Source organism: Paenibacillus sp. GL_099_B (assembly GCF_057835695.1).
Genome location: NZ_CM174430.1, coordinates 1113653 through 1132396, shown reverse-complemented (window position 1 = coordinate 1132396; position 18744 = coordinate 1113653). Strand labels below are relative to the sequence as shown.

Annotated in this window: 16 protein-coding genes; 4 read left to right on the top strand and 12 right to left on the bottom strand. The window is 46.9% G+C overall.

The window, feature by feature from the left end; genetic code table 11:
- Positions 1 to 35: 35 nt before the first annotated feature.
- The 3 genes from AC3ITG_RS05190 to AC3ITG_RS05180 are packed head-to-tail and all read right to left on the bottom strand — an operon-like array spanning position 36 to position 3363.
- A complete protein-coding gene (locus AC3ITG_RS05190; RefSeq protein WP_489253033.1) occupies positions 36 to 1193 on the bottom strand; it encodes a hypothetical protein in 1158 nt (385 codons plus the stop codon).
- Complete coding sequence (locus tag AC3ITG_RS05185; protein ID WP_489253032.1) at positions 1190 to 2653, bottom strand: sensor histidine kinase; 1464 nt, start codon at positions 2651 to 2653, stop codon at positions 1190 to 1192. Before AC3ITG_RS05185 ends, AC3ITG_RS05190 begins: the two co-directional genes overlap by 4 nt.
- Positions 2650 to 3363, bottom strand: coding sequence for a response regulator transcription factor (locus AC3ITG_RS05180; protein ID WP_024628875.1), 714 nt, complete (start codon positions 3361 to 3363; stop codon positions 2650 to 2652). Before AC3ITG_RS05180 ends, AC3ITG_RS05185 begins: the two co-directional genes overlap by 4 nt.
- A gap of 207 nt (positions 3364 to 3570) precedes the next feature.
- Between AC3ITG_RS05180 and AC3ITG_RS05175 the strand changes: the two genes are divergently transcribed.
- Entirely contained in the window at positions 3571 to 4047 is a 477-nt protein-coding gene (locus AC3ITG_RS05175) for an RNA polymerase sigma factor (RefSeq protein WP_489253031.1), read from the top strand.
- 205 nt (positions 4048 to 4252) lie between these two features.
- The gene (locus tag AC3ITG_RS05170) at positions 4253 to 7063 is read left to right on the top strand and encodes a chitinase N-terminal domain-containing protein (RefSeq protein ID WP_489253030.1); all 2811 of its coding nucleotides are present in this window, start codon (positions 4253 to 4255) and stop codon (positions 7061 to 7063) included.
- Positions 7064 to 7343: 280 nt separating this feature from the next.
- On the opposite strand, the gene AC3ITG_RS05165 is transcribed toward AC3ITG_RS05170, so the two are convergent.
- The 5 genes from AC3ITG_RS05165 to AC3ITG_RS05145 all read right to left on the bottom strand — a co-directional run bounded on the left by AC3ITG_RS05165 (position 7344) and on the right by AC3ITG_RS05145 (position 11842).
- Positions 7344 to 7631, bottom strand: a complete 288-nt coding sequence (locus AC3ITG_RS05165; protein ID WP_489253029.1) for a hypothetical protein — start codon at positions 7629 to 7631, stop codon at positions 7344 to 7346.
- Positions 7632 to 8221: 590 nt separating this feature from the next.
- Complete coding sequence (phnE, locus tag AC3ITG_RS05160; RefSeq protein ID WP_063565946.1) at positions 8222 to 9028, bottom strand: phosphonate ABC transporter, permease protein PhnE; 807 nt, start codon at positions 9026 to 9028, stop codon at positions 8222 to 8224.
- Positions 9025 to 9888, bottom strand: coding sequence for a phosphonate ABC transporter, permease protein PhnE (gene phnE / locus AC3ITG_RS05155; RefSeq protein ID WP_489253028.1), 864 nt, complete (start codon positions 9886 to 9888; stop codon positions 9025 to 9027). The genes phnE (AC3ITG_RS05160) and phnE (AC3ITG_RS05155) overlap by 4 nt, the downstream gene beginning before the upstream one ends.
- Entirely contained in the window at positions 9885 to 10685 is an 801-nt protein-coding gene (gene phnC / locus AC3ITG_RS05150; protein ID WP_063565947.1) for a phosphonate ABC transporter ATP-binding protein, read from the bottom strand. The genes phnE (AC3ITG_RS05155) and phnC overlap by 4 nt, the downstream gene beginning before the upstream one ends.
- A 173-nt stretch (positions 10686 to 10858) precedes the next feature.
- Complete coding sequence (locus AC3ITG_RS05145; RefSeq protein WP_489253027.1) at positions 10859 to 11842, bottom strand: phosphate/phosphite/phosphonate ABC transporter substrate-binding protein; 984 nt, start codon at positions 11840 to 11842, stop codon at positions 10859 to 10861.
- A gap of 252 nt (positions 11843 to 12094) precedes the next feature.
- Between AC3ITG_RS05145 and AC3ITG_RS05140 the strand changes: the two genes are divergently transcribed.
- Positions 12095 to 13741 (top strand): bifunctional metallophosphatase/5'-nucleotidase, encoded by a 1647-nt coding sequence (locus tag AC3ITG_RS05140; RefSeq protein WP_489253026.1) that lies wholly within the window; start codon positions 12095 to 12097, stop codon positions 13739 to 13741.
- A gap of 95 nt (positions 13742 to 13836) precedes the next feature.
- Here AC3ITG_RS05140 and AC3ITG_RS05135 read toward each other — a convergent pair whose 3' ends face one another.
- The 3 genes from AC3ITG_RS05135 to AC3ITG_RS05125 are packed head-to-tail and all read right to left on the bottom strand — an operon-like array spanning position 13837 to position 16444.
- Positions 13837 to 14847: a Gfo/Idh/MocA family protein gene (locus AC3ITG_RS05135; protein WP_413375657.1), complete on the bottom strand. Its 1011-nt coding sequence runs from the start codon at positions 14845 to 14847 to the stop codon at positions 13837 to 13839.
- 56 nt (positions 14848 to 14903) lie between these two features.
- On the bottom strand, positions 14904 to 15752 hold the full coding sequence (locus AC3ITG_RS05130; RefSeq protein WP_274569750.1) for a sugar phosphate isomerase/epimerase family protein: 849 nt from the start codon (positions 15750 to 15752) through the stop codon (positions 14904 to 14906).
- A 50-nt stretch (positions 15753 to 15802) separates the two neighbouring features.
- Positions 15803 to 16444, bottom strand: a complete 642-nt coding sequence (locus AC3ITG_RS05125) for a carbohydrate-binding family 9-like protein (RefSeq protein ID WP_489253025.1) — start codon at positions 16442 to 16444, stop codon at positions 15803 to 15805.
- A gap of 186 nt (positions 16445 to 16630) precedes the next feature.
- Here AC3ITG_RS05125 and AC3ITG_RS05120 point away from each other — a divergent pair, with 186 nt between their 5' ends.
- A complete protein-coding gene (locus AC3ITG_RS05120) occupies positions 16631 to 17536 on the top strand; it encodes a helix-turn-helix transcriptional regulator (protein WP_489253024.1) in 906 nt (301 codons plus the stop codon).
- A gap of 132 nt (positions 17537 to 17668) precedes the next feature.
- On the opposite strand, the gene AC3ITG_RS05115 is transcribed toward AC3ITG_RS05120, so the two are convergent.
- Positions 17669 to 18700, bottom strand: a complete 1032-nt coding sequence (locus tag AC3ITG_RS05115) for a LacI family DNA-binding transcriptional regulator (protein ID WP_489253023.1) — start codon at positions 18698 to 18700, stop codon at positions 17669 to 17671.
- Positions 18701 to 18744: the final 44 nt, after the last annotated feature.

The window sequence follows — 18744 nt, the reverse complement described above, 5'->3', positions numbered from 1 at the left end:
GGGCCCTAGTGTCTGAGCGTTCCATATTTACGGTTTTACCAAGCTCGGAAGCTAAACCGGTATAACTCGCTTTTTTCCATAGAGCTCCCGACAACAAAGAGATTGCTGTCATTCCATTTCAACTTGATAAAGTAATCGATATTCCGGTAGATAACTGTATCGGACCCCAGCTTGCGGTCATTCAGATAGGCAATGTGCACCTCATTCTTCTGTCCTTCGAGTGTCAAAAAATAGGCAATGCGGGACTCCTCCTCATCCAGATCAAAGCTCCAGATGGGCCCTTTGACCAGCAGCTCAAACTTCTTAGTATCCGCTCGATATCTGTACAATCCCTGTTCGTTGTTGATCATACCCTGAATCAGCATGTCCCCATTCTTCAATACCTTGAACTGCTGTATATCCTGTGCAGGTGTGTATGCAGTGATATCATTTTTGTCGTTAAGAGAGAAGCTATAGACGGCGTAATTTTCTTTCAGTTTGACCAGCACATACACCCGTGATAGATCCCGGCTGATCTCATATGAATCCAGCATAATCAGGGTATCATCCGGACTTGATATGTTGCTCGTCTGTGCGACCTTGGCAACTAACTCATCATAACTGTATAATTCGCGTTTCTTTCCCGTATTCAGCTCCACCATGTTGAACACCAGATCATCATATCCGATGTAGGATTCATTGCCTACAAAGACGCGTGAATAGGAGTTGTCATTCTTCAGCTTGTGATGTTCTCCTGTTTTCAAGTCATATTCATAGGTTGTCTTCTGCGCCTGAGTGGATCGGTATTGGGAATAAATCAGCTTGCTCTGATCCGGACTCAGGGTAATGCCATACTCTGTATTCGTGGCGATGTCCTTCAATAGATTATCATCCATATGCAGCTGTGACAGCTTGATCCCGGTATAGGAACGATCCGGCCGATTCAATATCACCGTGTTGGGATCAGCTACCTCAAAATCATAAATGGCAAAGTCATTGGGCAGCTTGGTAGCCGACTCAATCTGAATTGTGCTGCTTGGCGGTGGTGCCAGGCGGCTGTTGAACTGTTTATCCGGCAGAATGACGGTTCTGGGCTTCCCATGTCCAATGCTGAACAGACTACCAATGCCAAAGATACCTCCGACAAATACAATCAGCAAACCGGATAACATAAGCATATCGCGATGTCTGCTCCAAAATCCTCGTTTCTTCATACGTCCGATTCTCCAGGCAGACTGATATTCACCTGTGTTCCCTTGTTCAATATACTCTTCATTTCCACCGCTCCCCCATGCTGCTCCACCGTGTTTTTCACAATTGACAAGCCTAGCCCCGCGCTTCCCTTCTCTGTCCTGTTCATCCCGTTATCCCGGTAAAATGGTTCAAATACATGCTTCAGCGCTTCCTCCGGAATGCCTTCTCCTTCATCACGAATCAGTATGGCTACTGAATCCCCCAGCCGGAACGATTGGACCTGAATGATGGAATTCACATTCCCGTATTTGACCGAGTTATCCAGTACATTCAAAAAAACTTCCTTGAGCTTATTCCAGTCTCCCTGAACATACAGCATTTCTTCCAGCTCATAGCGAATGCCAATATTGTACTTGCCCGCCTTGATGGACATGTCTTCGCAGGCTTCCCGAATAATATTCGATACATTTACCCGTTCAAAGCGATAGGTTTGAATCGGTGTGGACGATACGGTCACTTCCAGGATATCCGCAACCATGACGTTGAGGCGTTGACTCTCATTAATAATATATTTCAACCCTTTATCGAAGAACGCTTGATCCGTAAATCCATTATCCCGCAAAATTTGGGCATACCCCAGTATCGTGGTCAGTGGTGTCTTTAATTCGTGGGTCACATTGTCAAAAAAAACCTTGTTGCGTGCCTGTAAATGCTTGACCTCATCCCGTTCTCTCTCAATCACATCAATCTGCTCCTTTACCCGAGCAATCATGACCGTAAAGCTGGAAGCCAACTCTCCAATCTCATCCTTCGTTGAGATGTGGATGTCTGCATTCAGGCTGCCTTGTGCAACTTCGGCTGAACGTTTCGTCAGCACACGAATCGGCTTCGTAATCTGGCGTGAAATAAAGACAGAGCCAATGAAAACAAACACAAAAATGACGGCTGCAAAGCCCTTGATAGTGTTCTGAAAGCGCAGATGCCGTTTGAACAGATCCGTATAATCCCTTTCCAGCTGGATAATGCCAAGGATGCTCCCCTCCGACAGCACTGGGAAGGACAGATTCCCTGTTACTCTGCCTTTGTCCACCACGGTTGTATAGGCGATCTTTGATTTCATTGCAGCCTGTAGATCAGAGGTTTGAGCGGCACCCAGCTTCCCCTCCGCACCCACGGTACTAAACGGGGTTCCATCAGACCGATAGACCATGACCTTGCCACCTACCGCGGATCCGATCTGTTCTGCGAGGTCCCGATTCCCTGTTCCCAGGGAGTCCTCACTAATCCGTTTATTATGAATCAGGAAGTATTGATTGAGCGCGATATCCAGATTTTTTTTGGATTGCACCATGTCCTCCTGCACTTCCCTGTACATGTTCTCCTCACCCACTTTATTCGAAATAATGAGCAAGGCCGAAAAACCGATAAATACGATGACCGAGAAAAGAACGACCATTTTGAACTGGATCGTCCACTTCATGTATGCACCTGAATATTCAGTTTGTACCCTACGCCGAAGACCGTCTCGATAAGTGAGATTCCCTGCTCCCCACTATCCAGCTTCTTGCGGATGCGCTGAATATGAATGTCTACGGTCCGGGTATCTCCTGGAAAATCGAATCCCCACACTTTATCCAACAACTCAGACCTTGTATGTACCTTGCGGTGATGGTTGACCAAATATAACAGCAGATCATACTCCTTATTGGTCAGTCCAGCTCGTTCCCCATCTTTCCAGACTTCACGCTCATCCTTGCGGATCTCAATATGTCTGCCAAGCCGTACCACTTCATAGGACTGATTCTCCAGCGTCTCGCTAATTAGATCAATCCGGCGGAAAATGGCCCGAATGCGCACAACCACCTCACGAATGTCGAATGGCTTGGTAATATAATCGTCCGCCCCCAGCTCCATGCCGAGCACCTTGTCCAGCATATCGGACTTCGCCGTAATCATAATCACAGGAATCTTCGAATTCACGGAAAGCTGTCTGCATACATCGAACCCGCTCATATCAGGCAGCATCAGGTCGAGCAGAATCAAGTCTGGTCTGGACTCCCTGAGCAGATCCAGGCCCTCTCTGCCCGTTGCCGCTTCTGTCATCTCAAATCCTTCCTTGCGCAAAGAATAGGACAGGATGTCGCGAATGGACTCTTCGTCCTCAATAATCAAAATCTGTTTCGGTCTCATGATGAATCTTAATCTCCCTGCTCTATGAATTTCATCTGCCTTATATTTTGTATCTCTGCTCCATGATTGAACAGAGGTTCGCGGAAAATGTTACAACTCGGATACAAGTCTGGCGTCTTTGGAAACATCATCCCGATATACTATGGAACATAGAGAACAAACCAGACCGGAAAAGGCCAGATCGGTATCCAAAGGGGAAAACATCACGTGAACAATACAACCATTCATGATGCTTATGTAAACTATAAATCAGAAGTGACACGGTATCTATCTCAGATCGTCAAAAATCAACAAGATGCAGAGGATCTCACGCAGGAGTGCTTCATTCGAATGATGAATGTATCGGCAGATATTCCGGAAGAACGACTTCTCTACTATCTCAAAAGAATTGCCCGTAACCTTGCCATGGATACATTCCGCAAGCGAACCCGTACACTGAAGCGTGACAGTAAATTGGAGATGCAGACCTATCACTGTGATACATCCGAGTTGGAGATTTCCGAAGGTGTTAACGACCTTGTGTCGATCATTAACAATACAGAGCATCGCAAAATTCTTGAATTACGCGTGATTCACGGGTACAGCATCAAGGAAACCGCCCAGCTCGTCAACCGCAGTGAAGGCATGATCAAATCCTCGGTATTCCATGCCGTTAATCGGATTCGGGCCAAAGTCATCTCATAAGAGATGGCTTTTTTCTTGAGCAGAAATGACGTGAAATCAACATCTGATGTTAGAAAGTATCAAAATTTGTTCTATGGAGCATGACAAAGGACTCATTTTTACAAAAGTCGAGTTCGTTTTTACAAATTGTTATGACTATGTGAGATTTTGGTGTGTTAGAATATGGACGAACTCATGTTTTAACTAATATTTGGGAGGGATTTGGTTGGGTAAATTGACACGTATGCGAGGAGTATGGGTAAAATCACTCCTGGCATTGTCCATGGCATTGCCGCTTCAGATCGGATTGTGGAACGGAGATGCAACGGTTCAAGCCGAATGGGCAACAGACCCTGCACCGTTCATTCAGGCAAAGGTTGTTAATGGAAATGCAGGCAAGAAAGTATTGTTCGACAATACTCATGCACAGACAGCCGGAGCAGCTGACTGGGTCATTGACGGAGGCTTCTCTGACTTCGGCAATGCACTTGCGAACGATGGATATGATGTAAAGGAACTGCGCAAGACGACTCCTTTTACCTATGACGATCTGAAAGAATATAACGTGTTTGTCATTGCTGAACCCAATGTTCCCTTCAAAACGACAGAACAGGCTGCCTTGAAAGAGTATGTAGAAAAAGGCGGCAGCATCTTCTTCATTGGAGATCACTACAATGCTGACCGTAACAAAAACCGCTGGGACGGTTCTGAAGCGATCAACGGCTATCGTCGTGGCGCATTCGATGATCCAGCCAAAGGCATGAGCTCAGAGGAGCGTAACTCTGAAGCTATGCAAAATGTAACCAGCACGGACTGGCTATCCGATAATTTCGGAGTACGCTTCCGTTACAACGCATTAGGCGATATTAACGCCACTAACATTGTGCCTGCTGGACAGGCATTTGGCATTACGGAAGGTGTATCTGCTGTAGCCATGCACGCAGGTTCTACACTTGCGATCACCGATCCGACAAAGGCTAAAGGTATTGTATACCTGCCGAAAACGAATGCAGCTTGGCCAAACGCTGTTGACCAAGGCGTATACAATGGCGGTGGAGTTGAGGAAGGTCCTTACGTAGCCGTATCCAAGCTGGGTGCAGGTAAAGCAGCGTTTATCGGGGATTCCTCTCCGGTTGAAGATGCTTCACCGAAGTATCTGCGCGAAGAGACTGGCGCTCGCAAAACAACGTATGACGGCTTCAAAGAAGTTGATGACGGCAAATTGCTGGTCAATACGGTTAACTGGCTTGCTAATCAAGAAAATTACACTAGCTTGACTCAAGTGAACGGACTTCAACTGGATAATGCAACAGCATTACTTCCGTTCGAACAACCTGCTGCTTCCACAGAACCACAGGCTGAACCTTGGGCCGCTCCAGCTGCAGGATACAAGTGGTATGATCGTTCCACGTTCAAAGCAGGTTCTTATGGTGGACCAGCTTCAAGCGCGAACGCTTCCTACAGCTTCGTGAAGCAGGAAACCCTGCCAAATGCGGAGGATTTCCAGATCCGTGTGGTTGTAGAGAACATGCCTGCTAACACAACTGTTTCCGGTTACAGTGCAGGGATTTATCTGACTGGTGGAACACAGGTCGCCATGATTCAGAATGAAGGTGGTACATGGCCGACTTCGTACGGTTATAGCTCCAACTTTAGCGTAACTTCCGACAGCAAAGGTCGCGCAATCAAGGACCTGAATGTCCGCATTAAATCAGGTACAACGGGCGCTGCCAGCCTGCGTCTGCGTCTGAACGGCAGCAACCTGATCACGACTGCAGTTACAGTCGGCAATGTTCCGGCTGAGCAGCTTCCGGAAGAAGAAGGACCAATCCCGGCAACAATCAGCATTGCTGATGCACGCACCAAAGCAGCTGGTTCAACGGTTACGGTTGAGGGTGTAGTTACTACAGAGCCAGGTGCTTTTGGTGGACAATCCTTCTATCTTCAAGACACAACCGGCGGCCTTTATGTTTTCCAAAGTACTGGCGGCTTCCACGCTGGAGATGTGGTTAAAGTAACCGCAGCAACGGCGCTGTACAACAGTGAATTTGAGCTTACAGATATCGTAGCGATCGAGAAAACAGGTACAGCCTCCATCCCTGCTGCCATTGAGGTTCCAGCGGTAACGGCTGCAAACCTAGGTCAACTCGTTCAATTGAAAGAAGTAACTGTTCAGAACATCATCAGTGCAACACCGGTAGGTTCGTTTGAATTCGATGCAGTTGCAGCGGACGGAACAAGCACGCATGTACGTGTGGATACACGCACAGGTGTAACGCAAACGACCTTCCCTTATGCAGCAGGCGATAAAATCAGCGTGACAGGTGTTGCCGCTATTTTCAAAGATGTATTTCAACTGAAGCCTAGAAGCTTGAACGATTTCGTAAAAGTTGAAGAAGGCGGCGAAGAAGGACCTTCTACGCCAGCTGTTGGGGCACCAGGTAAACCGGCGCTTACATCCAACAATGGTTACAGCAACGGTCTGTCTGAAGGATCTTATACTGTTACTATGAACCTCTGGTGGGGTGACAATGGCACAAGCTATAAGCTGTATGAAGATGGCGTGCTGATTGACACACAAAAGCTGACAGACGCTACACCAGCAGCGCAATCGGCCCAAACTACGATTAATGGCAAAGCTAACGGTACTTACACCTATGTAGCTGAGCTGACGAACTCCAAGGGTACAACTCGCAGTGAAGTACTCACGGTGCAAGTTGCGAATGCTGCCCCTGGCAAAGCAGTTCTCTCCCAAGACAATTGGGATGGGGACGGCAACTACAAAGTGACGATGAATCTGTGGTGGGGAACAAACGCATCAGAATACCGTCTCTATGAGAATGGTCAACTGATCGATACCAAAGCGCTGAACGCAGTAACACCTAATGCACAAAGCGCTGTGACAGATGTATCTGGTCACGCGAATGGAACGTACACGTATCGCGCCGAGCTGATCAATGCAGCGGGTGTGACAAGCACTGAAACGATTACGGTACAAGTAACGAAATCCGCTGTATCTTTGCCAGCAGCAAGCTAAGAAAAATGAAGAAAACCGAAACTCACACAGCCTGATCTAAGGGGCTGCGTAGTTTCGGTTTTTTGATTACATCACAAGTTCAGATGTAACAGGACCAATGTAATCAAGGTTCGTCAGGGCAGTTAAGGAATCTCACTTTGATTTTAAATACTCAAGTAGCCACTCAGATAAACATGAAATGGCGCGCGCGTGTAATGAAGTTTACATTTGATGATCCCAGCCGTGTTTATGTACGTTTCTATAACACCCTTATCTTGCTCCAAACTAACTAACTAACTAACTAACTAACTAACCAAATAAATCCACCAAAAAACGATAAGATAAAAGGATATATGATTGTATTCATAATTACATATTGTTTTTTCCTGTTGAGAAAATACACGGCGAAAACAAACGGCAGAAGCGTTAATGACATATTCAAAATGGTCTTTCCTTTTGCTGGTCCGTCAAAAATAATAAATCCTTCTCCCGCAGTTAACATAAGCACAATAGAATAATTCAGAAAAATCACTCCCCCGCAAACACTCAATATCCCCACCACAATAAGAAAAACAATCCGTAAAATCATGTAAACCTCCTTTCGTTAAAATATCGGTATCATGTACTAATAAGTGAATAATAAATTAGCACCATAGTAGTAATACATCGTTGTAATTTTATTTCTCTGCGGTGAGATACCTTCATTACCTAGTGCAGTGCAGATCTTTCAAACCCACTGAAAGATGAATCGGACCTGAACGTATTTGTAGCAAGCAAGCGCTAGCGCTAACGAATCTGAAGCGTCTTATTCAAGGATTTGAAGTGACCACAAAAATCTAAGGAACCTGAGACGCGCTATACCAGAATAAACAGCCGATTGCAGCGTTTTTGTCAGTGATTTAAAGAAATAACGTGTCTGATGTTCCTTAGTTTTCAAAAAGAGTACTTGAAGGTGAAATAAGACGTCCTGTGTTCCTTAGAAAATCGTCTACCATTCGCCAACATAATCCGGCTTGGTATTTAATATTTTCAGAAGCCAATCTCCACCATCATAATATCGCTTGACTGAATTTGAAGAATCACCCTCATCCAAAATAAAATTTTAAAAAAGACTATTCATGCCATGTATCTTGGCACTGAATAGTCCTTTGGTATCCATAATTCAATATATTTTAGTCTCTATACCAGCTTCTTGCGAATGTATCCCGAGATCAGATCAATGATCGTGATCATCACGATGATCCCCAGCAGGATAATCCCTACTCGTGGCCAGTTCCGAGTACTGAGTGCAAAGATCAGCGGTGTACCGATCCCCCCTGCCCCGATCACCCCCAGAATGGTTGCGGAACGCACATTAATCTCGAACCGATACAACGTGTAGTTAAGGAATCCAGGTAAAACCTGTGGCAGTACAGCAAACCACAGCTGCTGCATACGAGTCGCCCCAGAAGCGAGCAACGCTTCAGAAGGACCATAATCAATATTTTCCACTTCATCAGCGAACAGTTTACCAAGCATCCCGATGGAATGCAGTCCAAGGGCGAGTACACCCGCGAAGGAACCCGGACCCACCGCCTTGATAAACAGCAAAGCCATAATAATCTCCGGGAACGTACGGATAAAGCTGAGCACCATTTTGCCCGTACCCGATACAGGACGGAAGCTGCTCATATTTCGGGCAGACCAGAATGCAAACGGGATACACAGTACAGCGGAAATGACGGTACCCAGCACCGAGATCGCCAGCGTATCCAGCAATCCTCGCAGCAAATCTTCACCCTCAGGCAGATAAACAAAGTCCCAATCCGGGGAGAAAATCCCGGCGACAATCGCCTTCATGATCTGACCAGCCGTTTCCTTCAATCCGGTAAATGGTACACCGGCAAGTGCCCAAGCGTACACAAGTATAAGCAAGATTACAATGACCCAGCGAAGCGGGTTCTTCCGTGGTTTGCGCCGGATTACGCTTGTTTCATTTTTCATCATAACAATTTCTCCCGCAGCTTAGTACTTACATAATCAATGATCAGAACAATGACAAGGGTAAACAGAATGATTACACTCGTTTTGTCATATTCCAGGAATCCAAGTGTTGCTTCATAATACAGTCCGATACCCCCAGCTCCAACCAATCCGAGAATCGCAGCGGCACGTACATTAATCTCAAAGGCATACAGTACATAGGAAGTAAACTGGGCGGCCAGTTGCGGCACCACGCCATAAACAATCAGTTGAATCCGGTTCATGCCGACAGCCGTCATCGCTTCAAGCGGTCCCTGATCAATCGTTTCCAGCGTTTCGTAGGTCAGCTTGGCAATAAGTCCCACCGAGAAGACGGCGAGTGCCAATATACCAGGAATCGGCCCCAGTCCAAACACAGCAACGAACAGCGCCGCAAGCAGCAGGTCAGGCACGGTACGGATCAGGTTCAGCACAAAGCGGGCCGGATAGTAGATCCAACGACTAGGCATTAAGTTGCCTGCACAGATGATCGAGACCGGAATTGCGATGATCGCACCGATCGTTGTACCAATCAGAGCCATACGGATCGTCTCCAGCATGCCCTGAACGATGTTGTCAAAGTAACTCCACCGCGGCGGGAACATCTCCTTCAGCAGATCCAGCATGTTCGGGAAACCTTCAATTAGTTCGCTGAAGCTCGCATCAGTCTGTTTGGCACTTGCCCACAAAAGCAGCAGAATGATGACCAACGTGAGCAGATGTTTAGTGCGCCCCGGTGGTTTGGGACGGTGGATAGTCGAACCTGAACCTGTGCCAGGACGCTTGCCCTTCCCTGATTCGTTCTGCAATGATCCATCTATCGATACGTTTACGGGTTGCTTCATACTAGAACTTCTCCCCGCTGTTCCTGTACAGCCTGTTTATCCAGCAGCTCGTCTGCCAGAATAGGTCTGCCATAAATTTCGGCAAAACGCTCATCCGTTGCCTCAGATACCGGACCATCAAACACCACTTCGCCTGCACGCAATCCCACAATACGGGTCGCATACTCTCTGGCAAGGTCGATAAAGTGAAGGTTAACGATGGTTGTAATGCCGAGATCCTGGTTAATGCGTTTCAGATCATCCATAACCTGTTTCGTTGTTAGTGGATCGAGTGAAGCGACAGGCTCGTCTGCCAGAATGATTTTGGCTTCCTGTGCAAGCACTCGGGCTATCGCCACCCGTTGCTGCTGCCCACCGGACAACTGGTCCGCACGGGAATAGGCTTTTTCTGCGATATTTACGCGTTCCAGTGCTCCAAATGCGAGTTCTGTATCTTCTTTTGGAAAACGACCCAGAATGGTACGCATCGTGGAATGATAACCCACACGTCCAGCAAGCACGTTACGAAGTACACTGGAACGTTTCACGAGGTTGAAGCTCTGGAAGATCATGCCGATATCCCGGCGAATCATGCGAAGTGACTTGCCATGAGCTTTCGTGATCGACTTGCCATTAATCAAAATTTCACCGTCACTGATATCATGAAGTCGGTTAATGGAACGCAGAAGCGTCGATTTTCCCGCACCAGACAAACCAACTACGGCAATGAATTCTCCTTGTTTAAATTTCAGATTAATATTATTCAGGCCCTTGGTGCCGTTAGCATATGTTTTCGTTACGTTGTGAAGTTCAATCATGGCAGTAATCCTTCTTTCATTAATATGGTATTTCGTAGGGTCACGCTGTAATGGGACAAGCCAGCGCAGCGTATTTCACGCTGAACTGGCCTGCCCGCTAATACGATGAAGTTATCCAATGAAAAGATAAGCAATGCAATACGATCATTAACGATCTTTCTTTTAACAGAAAACTACTCAGTTTTTACTTTTTCGTTGTATTGACGAACGATATCAAACTTGCTGTCGTCCGATTCTACATAACCTTCGTGTGTGTAGATTTCTTTGATGATTTCGTGACCTTGTGGATCTTTACCGATGTCGATAAATGCTTGTTTGATTTTTGCTGTCCAATCTGCATTCATGTCTGTACGTACTGTGATGGTATCGTTAGGAATCGGCTCAGTGAACGCCAGTACACGTGTATCTTCAAATACAGTCGGATAGTCTTTCGCTACAGTATTACGAGCATCCTGGAAAATCGCTGCGGCATCAACGTCGCCGTTCAGCACTGCCAGCACGCCTTGGTCATGGCCTTTAACCGTGATTGCCTGTACATCTTTTAAAGGGTCAATGCCTCTGTCGAGCAACAGGGCTGCCGGCCATACATAACCTGCAGAAGAAGTTACGTTTTGGTAAGCGATTTTTTTGCCTTTCAGGTCTTCAACGGATTGGATCGGTGAATCTTTCTTCACAATAATCATGGATTTATACGAATCTGCCAGTTGCTCGGTAGGAGCGCCAGTCTCATCATTTACACCAAAACGTTGTGCCTGAAGAATAACTTCAGCTGCGCCTTTTTCTTTGGCAAGTACATAAGCCGTCGGAGGCAGGAAACCTACGTCCACTTTATTGGAAGCCATTGCTTCAATAATTGTGTTGTAGTCTGTGGATACGCTGACCTTCACCGGGATACCCAATTTGTCACCCAGCAGCTTCTCGAGCGGTTTTGCTTTAGCTTCGAGTGTATCTGCATTTTGTGATGGAACGAATTGTACAGTCAGCTCAGTCGGCACATAACCTTCAGCGGCTTTGTCTGTCTCTGCCGTGTCAGTACTGGATGAATTCGAGCTCGTATCAGCCCCGTTAGCCGAACCTGTTGTACTACTGTTAGACCCACAAGCACTTAGAAACAGAACCAAAATCAACAATGGTAAAAATAAAGCAGACTTCTTCAAGCGAACACCCTCCAAAGAGTTTCTATTTTTCATTACTTGTCTACTATAGTCGTCAATTATTTGCGCGATGTGAAACGAAATTTGGAGTTTTGTAAAGTTTCCTGTCAGGCTGTCAGAGCGACTTTGATCTGTTAGAATAGCCTCATTACGGTTGATAATACAAGTAGAAATGGTGAATTCCCTTGTACTCTGCCGCCAGAATGACCTGTGATTTGATATGTTTAAACTTATATATTTAGAGGAGATTGTAAAATGACATCCATAACAACTACGTCAAGCTTCGACATCATGGTAACCAGTGACCTTCATGGGGCCATTCGTCCCATACATTACAATACCAATGCCTATCGTTCAGCCGGACTTGCTGTGCTAGCTTCGCTGATCCGGCGTGAACGGGAGCGTTCACCCGAACTGCTGCTCGTGGATAACGGTGATCTGTTGCAGGGTTCCCCTTTGGCCTCGTATGCTGCGTCCTTTGTTTCAGATCACGAAGTGCATCCCTTCATTAATGTTCTGAATGAATTGGGCTATGATGCTGCCGTGATGGGCAATCATGAATTCAACTACGGTCAGGACTTGCTGCGTAAAGCAGTTGAAGATTCCCATTTCCCTTGGCTATCCGCAAATATTGTTAATGGAGGAAAGCATGACGAAGAGGTACCACACACTGCACCTACTGGAGCAGCCATTCCCGCCTTCGGTCCTCCCTATCTGATCAAAACCTTGTCTTCGGGTGTTAAAATTGCTTTGCTGGGCGCAACGACGCACTATATTCCGAACTGGGAGCATCCAAAAAATATAGAAGGTTTACAGTTCCTTGATGCTATGGAGACTATCCGTGCGTGGGTTGGCTATATTCGTGAACATGAACAGCCAGATGTGCTCGTGGTCAGTTATCATGGTGGTTTTGAAAGTGATCTGGAGACAGGGGAACCTGCCGAGCGGTTAACCGGGGAAAATCAGGCGTACGCTATCTGCCGTGACATTGAAGGGATTGACGTTCTTCTTACCGGACATCAACACCGTCAGCTTACCGCTGAAATACATGGTGTGACCGTGGTTCAGCCAGGATTTAGTGGGAACGGTGCGGGTCACGTATCCGCCCAGTTGGAGCGGTTTTCGAATGGAAAGTGGCAGATTGCAGGAAAACAGGCTCGCTTGTTGCTCTTGGATGAAAATAGTGATGTACAGCCCGATGCGGCTGTTATGAAACTGACGGACGAGTTGGAAGCAAAAGCACAGGCATGGCTGGACCAGCCGATTGGCGAGGTAGCCGGAGACTTGTCCATCACCGACTCTGCCGCACTGCGGCTCGCAGCGCATCCCTTCATTGCTTTTGTACATCAGGTGCAGATGGAAGCAACGGGAGCTCAAATCTCCAATACCGCATTACTCAGCGAAGAAGCCCGTGGGTTCGGTTCCCTCATTACCGTCCGGGATGTGTTGTCCAACTTTATCTATCCCAATACACTAACGGTGCTGGAGCTTCGTGGTCAGGACATTCGGGATGCATTAGAGCAAACGGCGCGTTACTTTGAAGTGGAGGCTTCGGGCGAAGTTGTCGTCAATCCTGCTTACATGCAGCCGAAACCACAGCATTATAATTATGACATGTGGGCGGGCGTCGAATATGAGCTGGATATCTCCAAACCTGTGGGAAGTCGTGTGGTGAAGCTGGAACGTGAGGGCATACCTGTTGCAATGGACGCGACGTACTCTGTAGTGATGAACAGTTATCGCGCAGCAGGTGGAGGCGATTATGCGATGTATCCGGGCAAAAAGGTACTTCACGAAGGCGCCACGGATATGGCGGCACTGGTGGAGGATTATATTCGCAGACATCAACCACTTACAGTGGAGCAGGCGAATAACTGGCGGGTTGGTGGATCGTGTGAGTAATTACTGTAATGGAAAGAAGTAAAATCATTACCCTAAGTCGTACTACTTCAGAAATGCAAAGAGCAGAACCTGCATCACAGGTTCTGCTCTTTCTATTATAATGAAACCAATGCCCCACGCTCATCCGCCGAGCGCATCTCGGCTTCAATTAACTCAAGCGTGCCTGTTGCACTTTCCGGTGTACATACAGATACAGGCATACCCGCTTGAACAGACTGGATATAATATTTGAGTTGGTGATAATATCCCGAATCGGGTGACAGCTCAGCTACGAAACCAGGAGCATTGTTCGGATTTACTTTCAGCTCACCATTCTCAAAGACCAGATTCCCTTGCTCCAAATTAACGCGATACGTCATTGAGAAACCGTAGTCTCCCCCCAGCGTCCAGTCGGCTTGGGCATTCAGTACTTTTCCGTCAGGGTATACATAATTGGTGGACACGGTATCATAGCCGCTTCCTGGAATGACGTTGCGAGCCAGTGTGGATACTTGATCCGGTTTGCCAAACAGCCAGTGAATAATATCCGCATCATGGATGTGCATATCTAATATGCAACCACCGCTTTTCTCGCCATCCAAAAACCACTCTTGAGGCAAACCTGAACCCCTGAAGAAGTAACCTGCGTTTACCGCTCCATAACGACCGTCTTCTACTACGGATTTCAGATAGGCATAGGCTGGCCAGAAGCGTAAACATTGACCAATCATCAGTGTTTTCCCGGTCGCTTTGGCTGTCTGCGCCATCTTCCAGCCTTCCGCCGAATGGCGAGCAACCGGTTTCTCACACAGCACATGATAGCCTTTCTCCAGCATGGAACACGTTAGTTCAGCATGCAGCGGCGTGGGCAGCGTAATATCAATGATATCCAGTTCTTCTTGCTCCAGCATCGCGTCGATGTTGTCATACAAACGATAAGGTGATAGATCATATACCTCTTGCTCTGTCGCCATATTGCCGGCTGCTTTACCGTTCTTCAGTTCCTCTATTCTCAGATCGCAGATGGCTACCAATTCCACGGGTTCCCCTTCTGAGGCAAGGCGTACATAGTTATCAAAATGCATACGTCCCATAAACCCAAATCCGATCAATCCCACTTTTAACATGTTTTTACCTCCCACAAAAAATAGATTTTATATCGTATAAACGTTGTTATCTGCATCTACTCCTGAGAACGTCCAAGAATAGCATCCATCGCTTTGGATGTATTGAATATAATCTGTTTCGAATGATGAGTGTATGGCGGAATCATCTCGGCAGTCACATAGTTGTCGTAACCAATGGCCTGTAATGCCTGCATCACCGCCGGATAATTCACATCTCCAGCCAGCAGATCCACAAATCCATGAAGTCCTCCCGCTTGACGACGGTAATCTTTGAAGTGTACCTTTTTGATCCGATGACCAAGAATGCGAACCCACTGCTCTGGGTAACCATTCTGCACCACATTGCCCACATCGAAATACGAACCTATATAATCTGAGCTAAAAGAATCAATAAAGGTACGCAGTTCTAGCGGTGACACCAAGAATTTGTTCCACACGTTCTCAATGCCAATCGATACTCCAGCACTTTCCGCATACGGCAGCAGATGCGCAAGGGCTTCTTGTGCCCGTTCATAGGCAACTTCATAATCCGTAACTTCACTGTCTGGAATAAAGTCCACACCAACCGCACCCGGAATGACCAGAATGGTATCCACACCAAATGCCGCGGCAAGCTCCAACTGTTTTTTACACACATCCAGTGCTTTCGTGCGGATCTCTGGACGAGCGCTCGTCATCGGGTAATCCCAGTACAATCCGGTTGCAAGTCCCGCGATTTCGAGTTCGGCCTCTTCGAGACGTCCCTGAATATCACGAACCTCCTGATCTGTGGCAGACAGACTCAGCTCGCCTTCTCCATTAAGGGATAGTTCAATCCCCTCAAAGCCAGCTTGCTTCGCCGTCTGAATACAATCCGCAATAGAAGCATCTCCTGGAAACGACCATATGTTAATCCCTTTTTTCATCCGAATACCCTCCTTCAAAATATGAAAACCTGTTCTTGAGCATCGTATAGCTATCCTAATTGAAAATAACCAAATCGGGCAGGTAAATGAAAGTTTACAGCCCCCGTAGGCTGCCATGCCTGATACTCCCGATCTCCCTGCACATTCTCATCAATACGGTAAACGTTGACCCTCCAGCGTACGCCTTTAGCCAGGGGCGACTTGAAGTTACTGGCCGGAATATGGATCAAATACACCCGATTGCCCTGACGGTCCACTTCTACAGCCGTTTGCAAACCCTCCAGCTGCCAGGTTACATCTGCCTTCAATTCGGAACCTTCGCCGTTATTGTGAATGAGTGCATCAAATATTACGTTGTGCGGACTGACTTCCAGTTCGATATAATTCCTGCCATCGCCCTGTTCATCAATGAACAGTTCAACCACATCCTGCTCATACAATGGCTGATCCCTTTCCGTGAAATCAGATACGACGTGATCATCCTGGCATACAAAGCGAATATGCAAGTATTCGGGACTCCAGCCAAAACGGACTTCTGTGGATTGATGAGGCGGTCTGCCTGTCACCGTGTCCACCAGTTCCACTGGAACACATCGTTCCCAATCCGCAGCCGAGGGGAATCCACTCTGTGCAACTGACCTGAGTGGTTCACAGCAATAACTCGTGCTCCGTTCCACAGGGAGAGAGTGCATCTTAATCCTCTCCTTTTTTAGCTTAATCCGTGATGTTGTCTCTCTCGTAAGAACATGTGATAATACATATATTATAAATAATTTACGTGATCATTTATTTAGGAGATAAAGAGATTATTTGCACAATTCCGTTCAGTTTTAGCTGATCTATTTCGGCCAATCTTATTGAGAAAGGAGATCGGATTCATGTCTCTCCAACAAGCGGTATATCCTCTGCAACGAACCGCCACTTACAAGGAATGGTCTCCCAACGTGCATTATGCCCAGTTCCAGAGCCTTCCTCCCGGCAAACTGGCAAAGCGGCGTTTGTATGATTTTGAACTTCTGTACGTCTCTCAAGGTGAAGCTGCAACTCATATGAACGATAAACACCATAATTTGAAAGCGGGTCAACTAATCCTGCTGCCTGCCGGGGTCTATCACCAGAATGAAGTGGTTTCCAGCCCGGAAGCACGTTTCATTGGCATTCATTTTGATTTCTTCAACGAATTGACCATTCAAACCGAGGCAGATATGGTTGTTAACGAAGAAACTGTCCTGCACCATAAATTCGCAGTGGAAGCTTGCGCAGAGGGCATGACGCCGCTTTCTATCAACCCGGTGTATACCCCTTCTCCAGCTGCCGTGCAACTTATGGAGCAATTGGTACATGAATTTACGATGCGCCCACCGGGATATGAACTGGTATGTAAAGCCTTGATGCTGCAAATATTGACGCATCTTCTGCGTTCATCCTGGCGAAGTTCGCCACGCCATGATTCGGTACACGGAGAGAAACTGCTCGAACTCATGAAACGTATAGAGGTCGCCCCCTCCAACCCGTGGACCAATTCAGGCATCGCCAAACAATTGAACCTGAGTGTGGATCACATGGCCAAATTGTTCAAACAGATTGCGGGCATGCCGCCCAACGAATACATTCAATCCATGCGCCTAAGCGAGGCACGTAAGCTGCTGCGGGAAACCGATCATTCCATTGAGACTGTGGGTGTACAAAGCGGTTACCCGGACATTCATTATTTCAGCCGTATGTTCCGCAAATATGAAGGCATTTCCCCCCGGGAATACCGGAAGTTGTCCAGAATGCTGTGAAAAAAATCTCTGCATTCAGCTGTACACTGCCGTTTCAGCAAAAAAAGAGTTCCCTTCGTCCAAACCCGGACAAGGGAACTCTTTTGATAAAAGCTGCTAAATTTAATGCAACTGGTTGATCTGATATAGGAATTACATTTCTCGCTTGCCATTGGAGGATTGCCGGAATATACAGCGGTACGGAACGATCATTTTGACAGCCACTTCATACTGATGATCCAGATAATCGAGCAGCTGTTTAACCGCGAACATACCCATCTCAAGCTTAGGCACATGAATGGTCGACAACGGCGGAGAGGTGAATTCGGATATTTCAATATTATCTACCCCAAAAAAGGCGATATCCTCCGGAATACGGAGTCCCTGTTCTGTTGCAGCACGCATGGCGGCAATCGCCATCATATCACTGGCTGCAAAGATGGCTGTAGGTCTGTTCGCATTGTTGGTAAATGCCTGCTTGGTCAATTCATAACTCAGCGAAACATCCCATTTCACGTCGATCACCCAGTCATTATCAATAGGTAATCCCGCATCCGTCATGGCACGCCGATAACCAAGAAACCGTTTTTCCTCCAGAAAATCATTCTTGAATTCTGCTCCGCCTATGTAGGCAATGATCCGATGCCCTTGGGCAATCAGATGATTCGTTGCCTCCCTGGCAGCCTCTTCACGATCATAACCGACGACCGGAATGTCCGGGTCCGTGATATCTACACCCACAACAGTCTTTACATTGGTCTTGAGCCAGCGATAGGCTTCCGGATCAATCCGTTCCACCACAATCATGCCATCAATCTGATGTTCCTTCACCAGAGACTGCAGCTGCACGATATCCCCATCGTTTTCGATGCTGTACACAAATTCCAGACGCATGCCTGCTTCAGCAAGCTGCTTCTCAATCCCTTCCATAATGACTGAAAAATAAGGACTGTTGTATTTATTCTGGGGAATGGCAACCACACAGCCGATCGCATATGCCGTTTTGGGCTGGACCTTTTTCTTCTTGGCCGGACGCTGTGAACGGTAGCCCAGTTCCTCAGCGGTGTCCCATATTTTTTTGCGGGTTTCATCGCTGACCGATCGATTGACATCGTTCTTCATCACACGTGAAACGGTAGAGATCGATACACCAACGCGGTCTGCAATATCCTTCAATTTTGCCATGTGAAGTCCCCACCTTTCCTCTAACTATGTATTTAAACCCCATT

What these genes read in the sequence shown, in the direction of transcription:
- AC3ITG_RS05190 (WP_489253033.1), bottom strand. Translation starts at nt 1,193, where the DNA reads ATGAAGAAACGAGGATTTTGGAGCAGACATCGCGATATGCTTATGTTA.
- AC3ITG_RS05185 (WP_489253032.1), bottom strand. Translation starts at nt 2,653, where the DNA reads ATGAAGTGGACGATCCAGTTCAAAATGGTCGTTCTTTTCTCGGTCATC.
- AC3ITG_RS05180 (WP_024628875.1), bottom strand. Translation starts at nt 3,363, where the DNA reads ATGAGACCGAAACAGATTTTGATTATTGAGGACGAAGAGTCCATTCGC.
- AC3ITG_RS05165 (WP_489253029.1), bottom strand. Translation starts at nt 7,631, where the DNA reads ATGATTTTACGGATTGTTTTTCTTATTGTGGTGGGGATATTGAGTGTT.
- phnE (WP_063565946.1), bottom strand. Translation starts at nt 9,028, where the DNA reads ATGATGAAAAATGAAACAAGCGTAATCCGGCGCAAACCACGGAAGAAC.
- phnE (WP_489253028.1), bottom strand. Translation starts at nt 9,888, where the DNA reads ATGAAGCAACCCGTAAACGTATCGATAGATGGATCATTGCAGAACGAA.
- phnC (WP_063565947.1), bottom strand. Translation starts at nt 10,685, where the DNA reads ATGATTGAACTTCACAACGTAACGAAAACATATGCTAACGGCACCAAG.
- AC3ITG_RS05140 (WP_489253026.1), top strand. Translation starts at nt 12,095, where the DNA reads ATGACATCCATAACAACTACGTCAAGCTTCGACATCATGGTAACCAGT.
- AC3ITG_RS05135 (WP_413375657.1), bottom strand. Translation starts at nt 14,847, where the DNA reads ATGTTAAAAGTGGGATTGATCGGATTTGGGTTTATGGGACGTATGCAT.
- AC3ITG_RS05130 (WP_274569750.1), bottom strand. Translation starts at nt 15,752, where the DNA reads ATGAAAAAAGGGATTAACATATGGTCGTTTCCAGGAGATGCTTCTATT.
- AC3ITG_RS05125 (WP_489253025.1), bottom strand. Translation starts at nt 16,444, where the DNA reads ATGCACTCTCTCCCTGTGGAACGGAGCACGAGTTATTGCTGTGAACCA.
- AC3ITG_RS05120 (WP_489253024.1), top strand. Translation starts at nt 16,631, where the DNA reads ATGTCTCTCCAACAAGCGGTATATCCTCTGCAACGAACCGCCACTTAC.
- AC3ITG_RS05115 (WP_489253023.1), bottom strand. Translation starts at nt 18,700, where the DNA reads ATGGCAAAATTGAAGGATATTGCAGACCGCGTTGGTGTATCGATCTCT.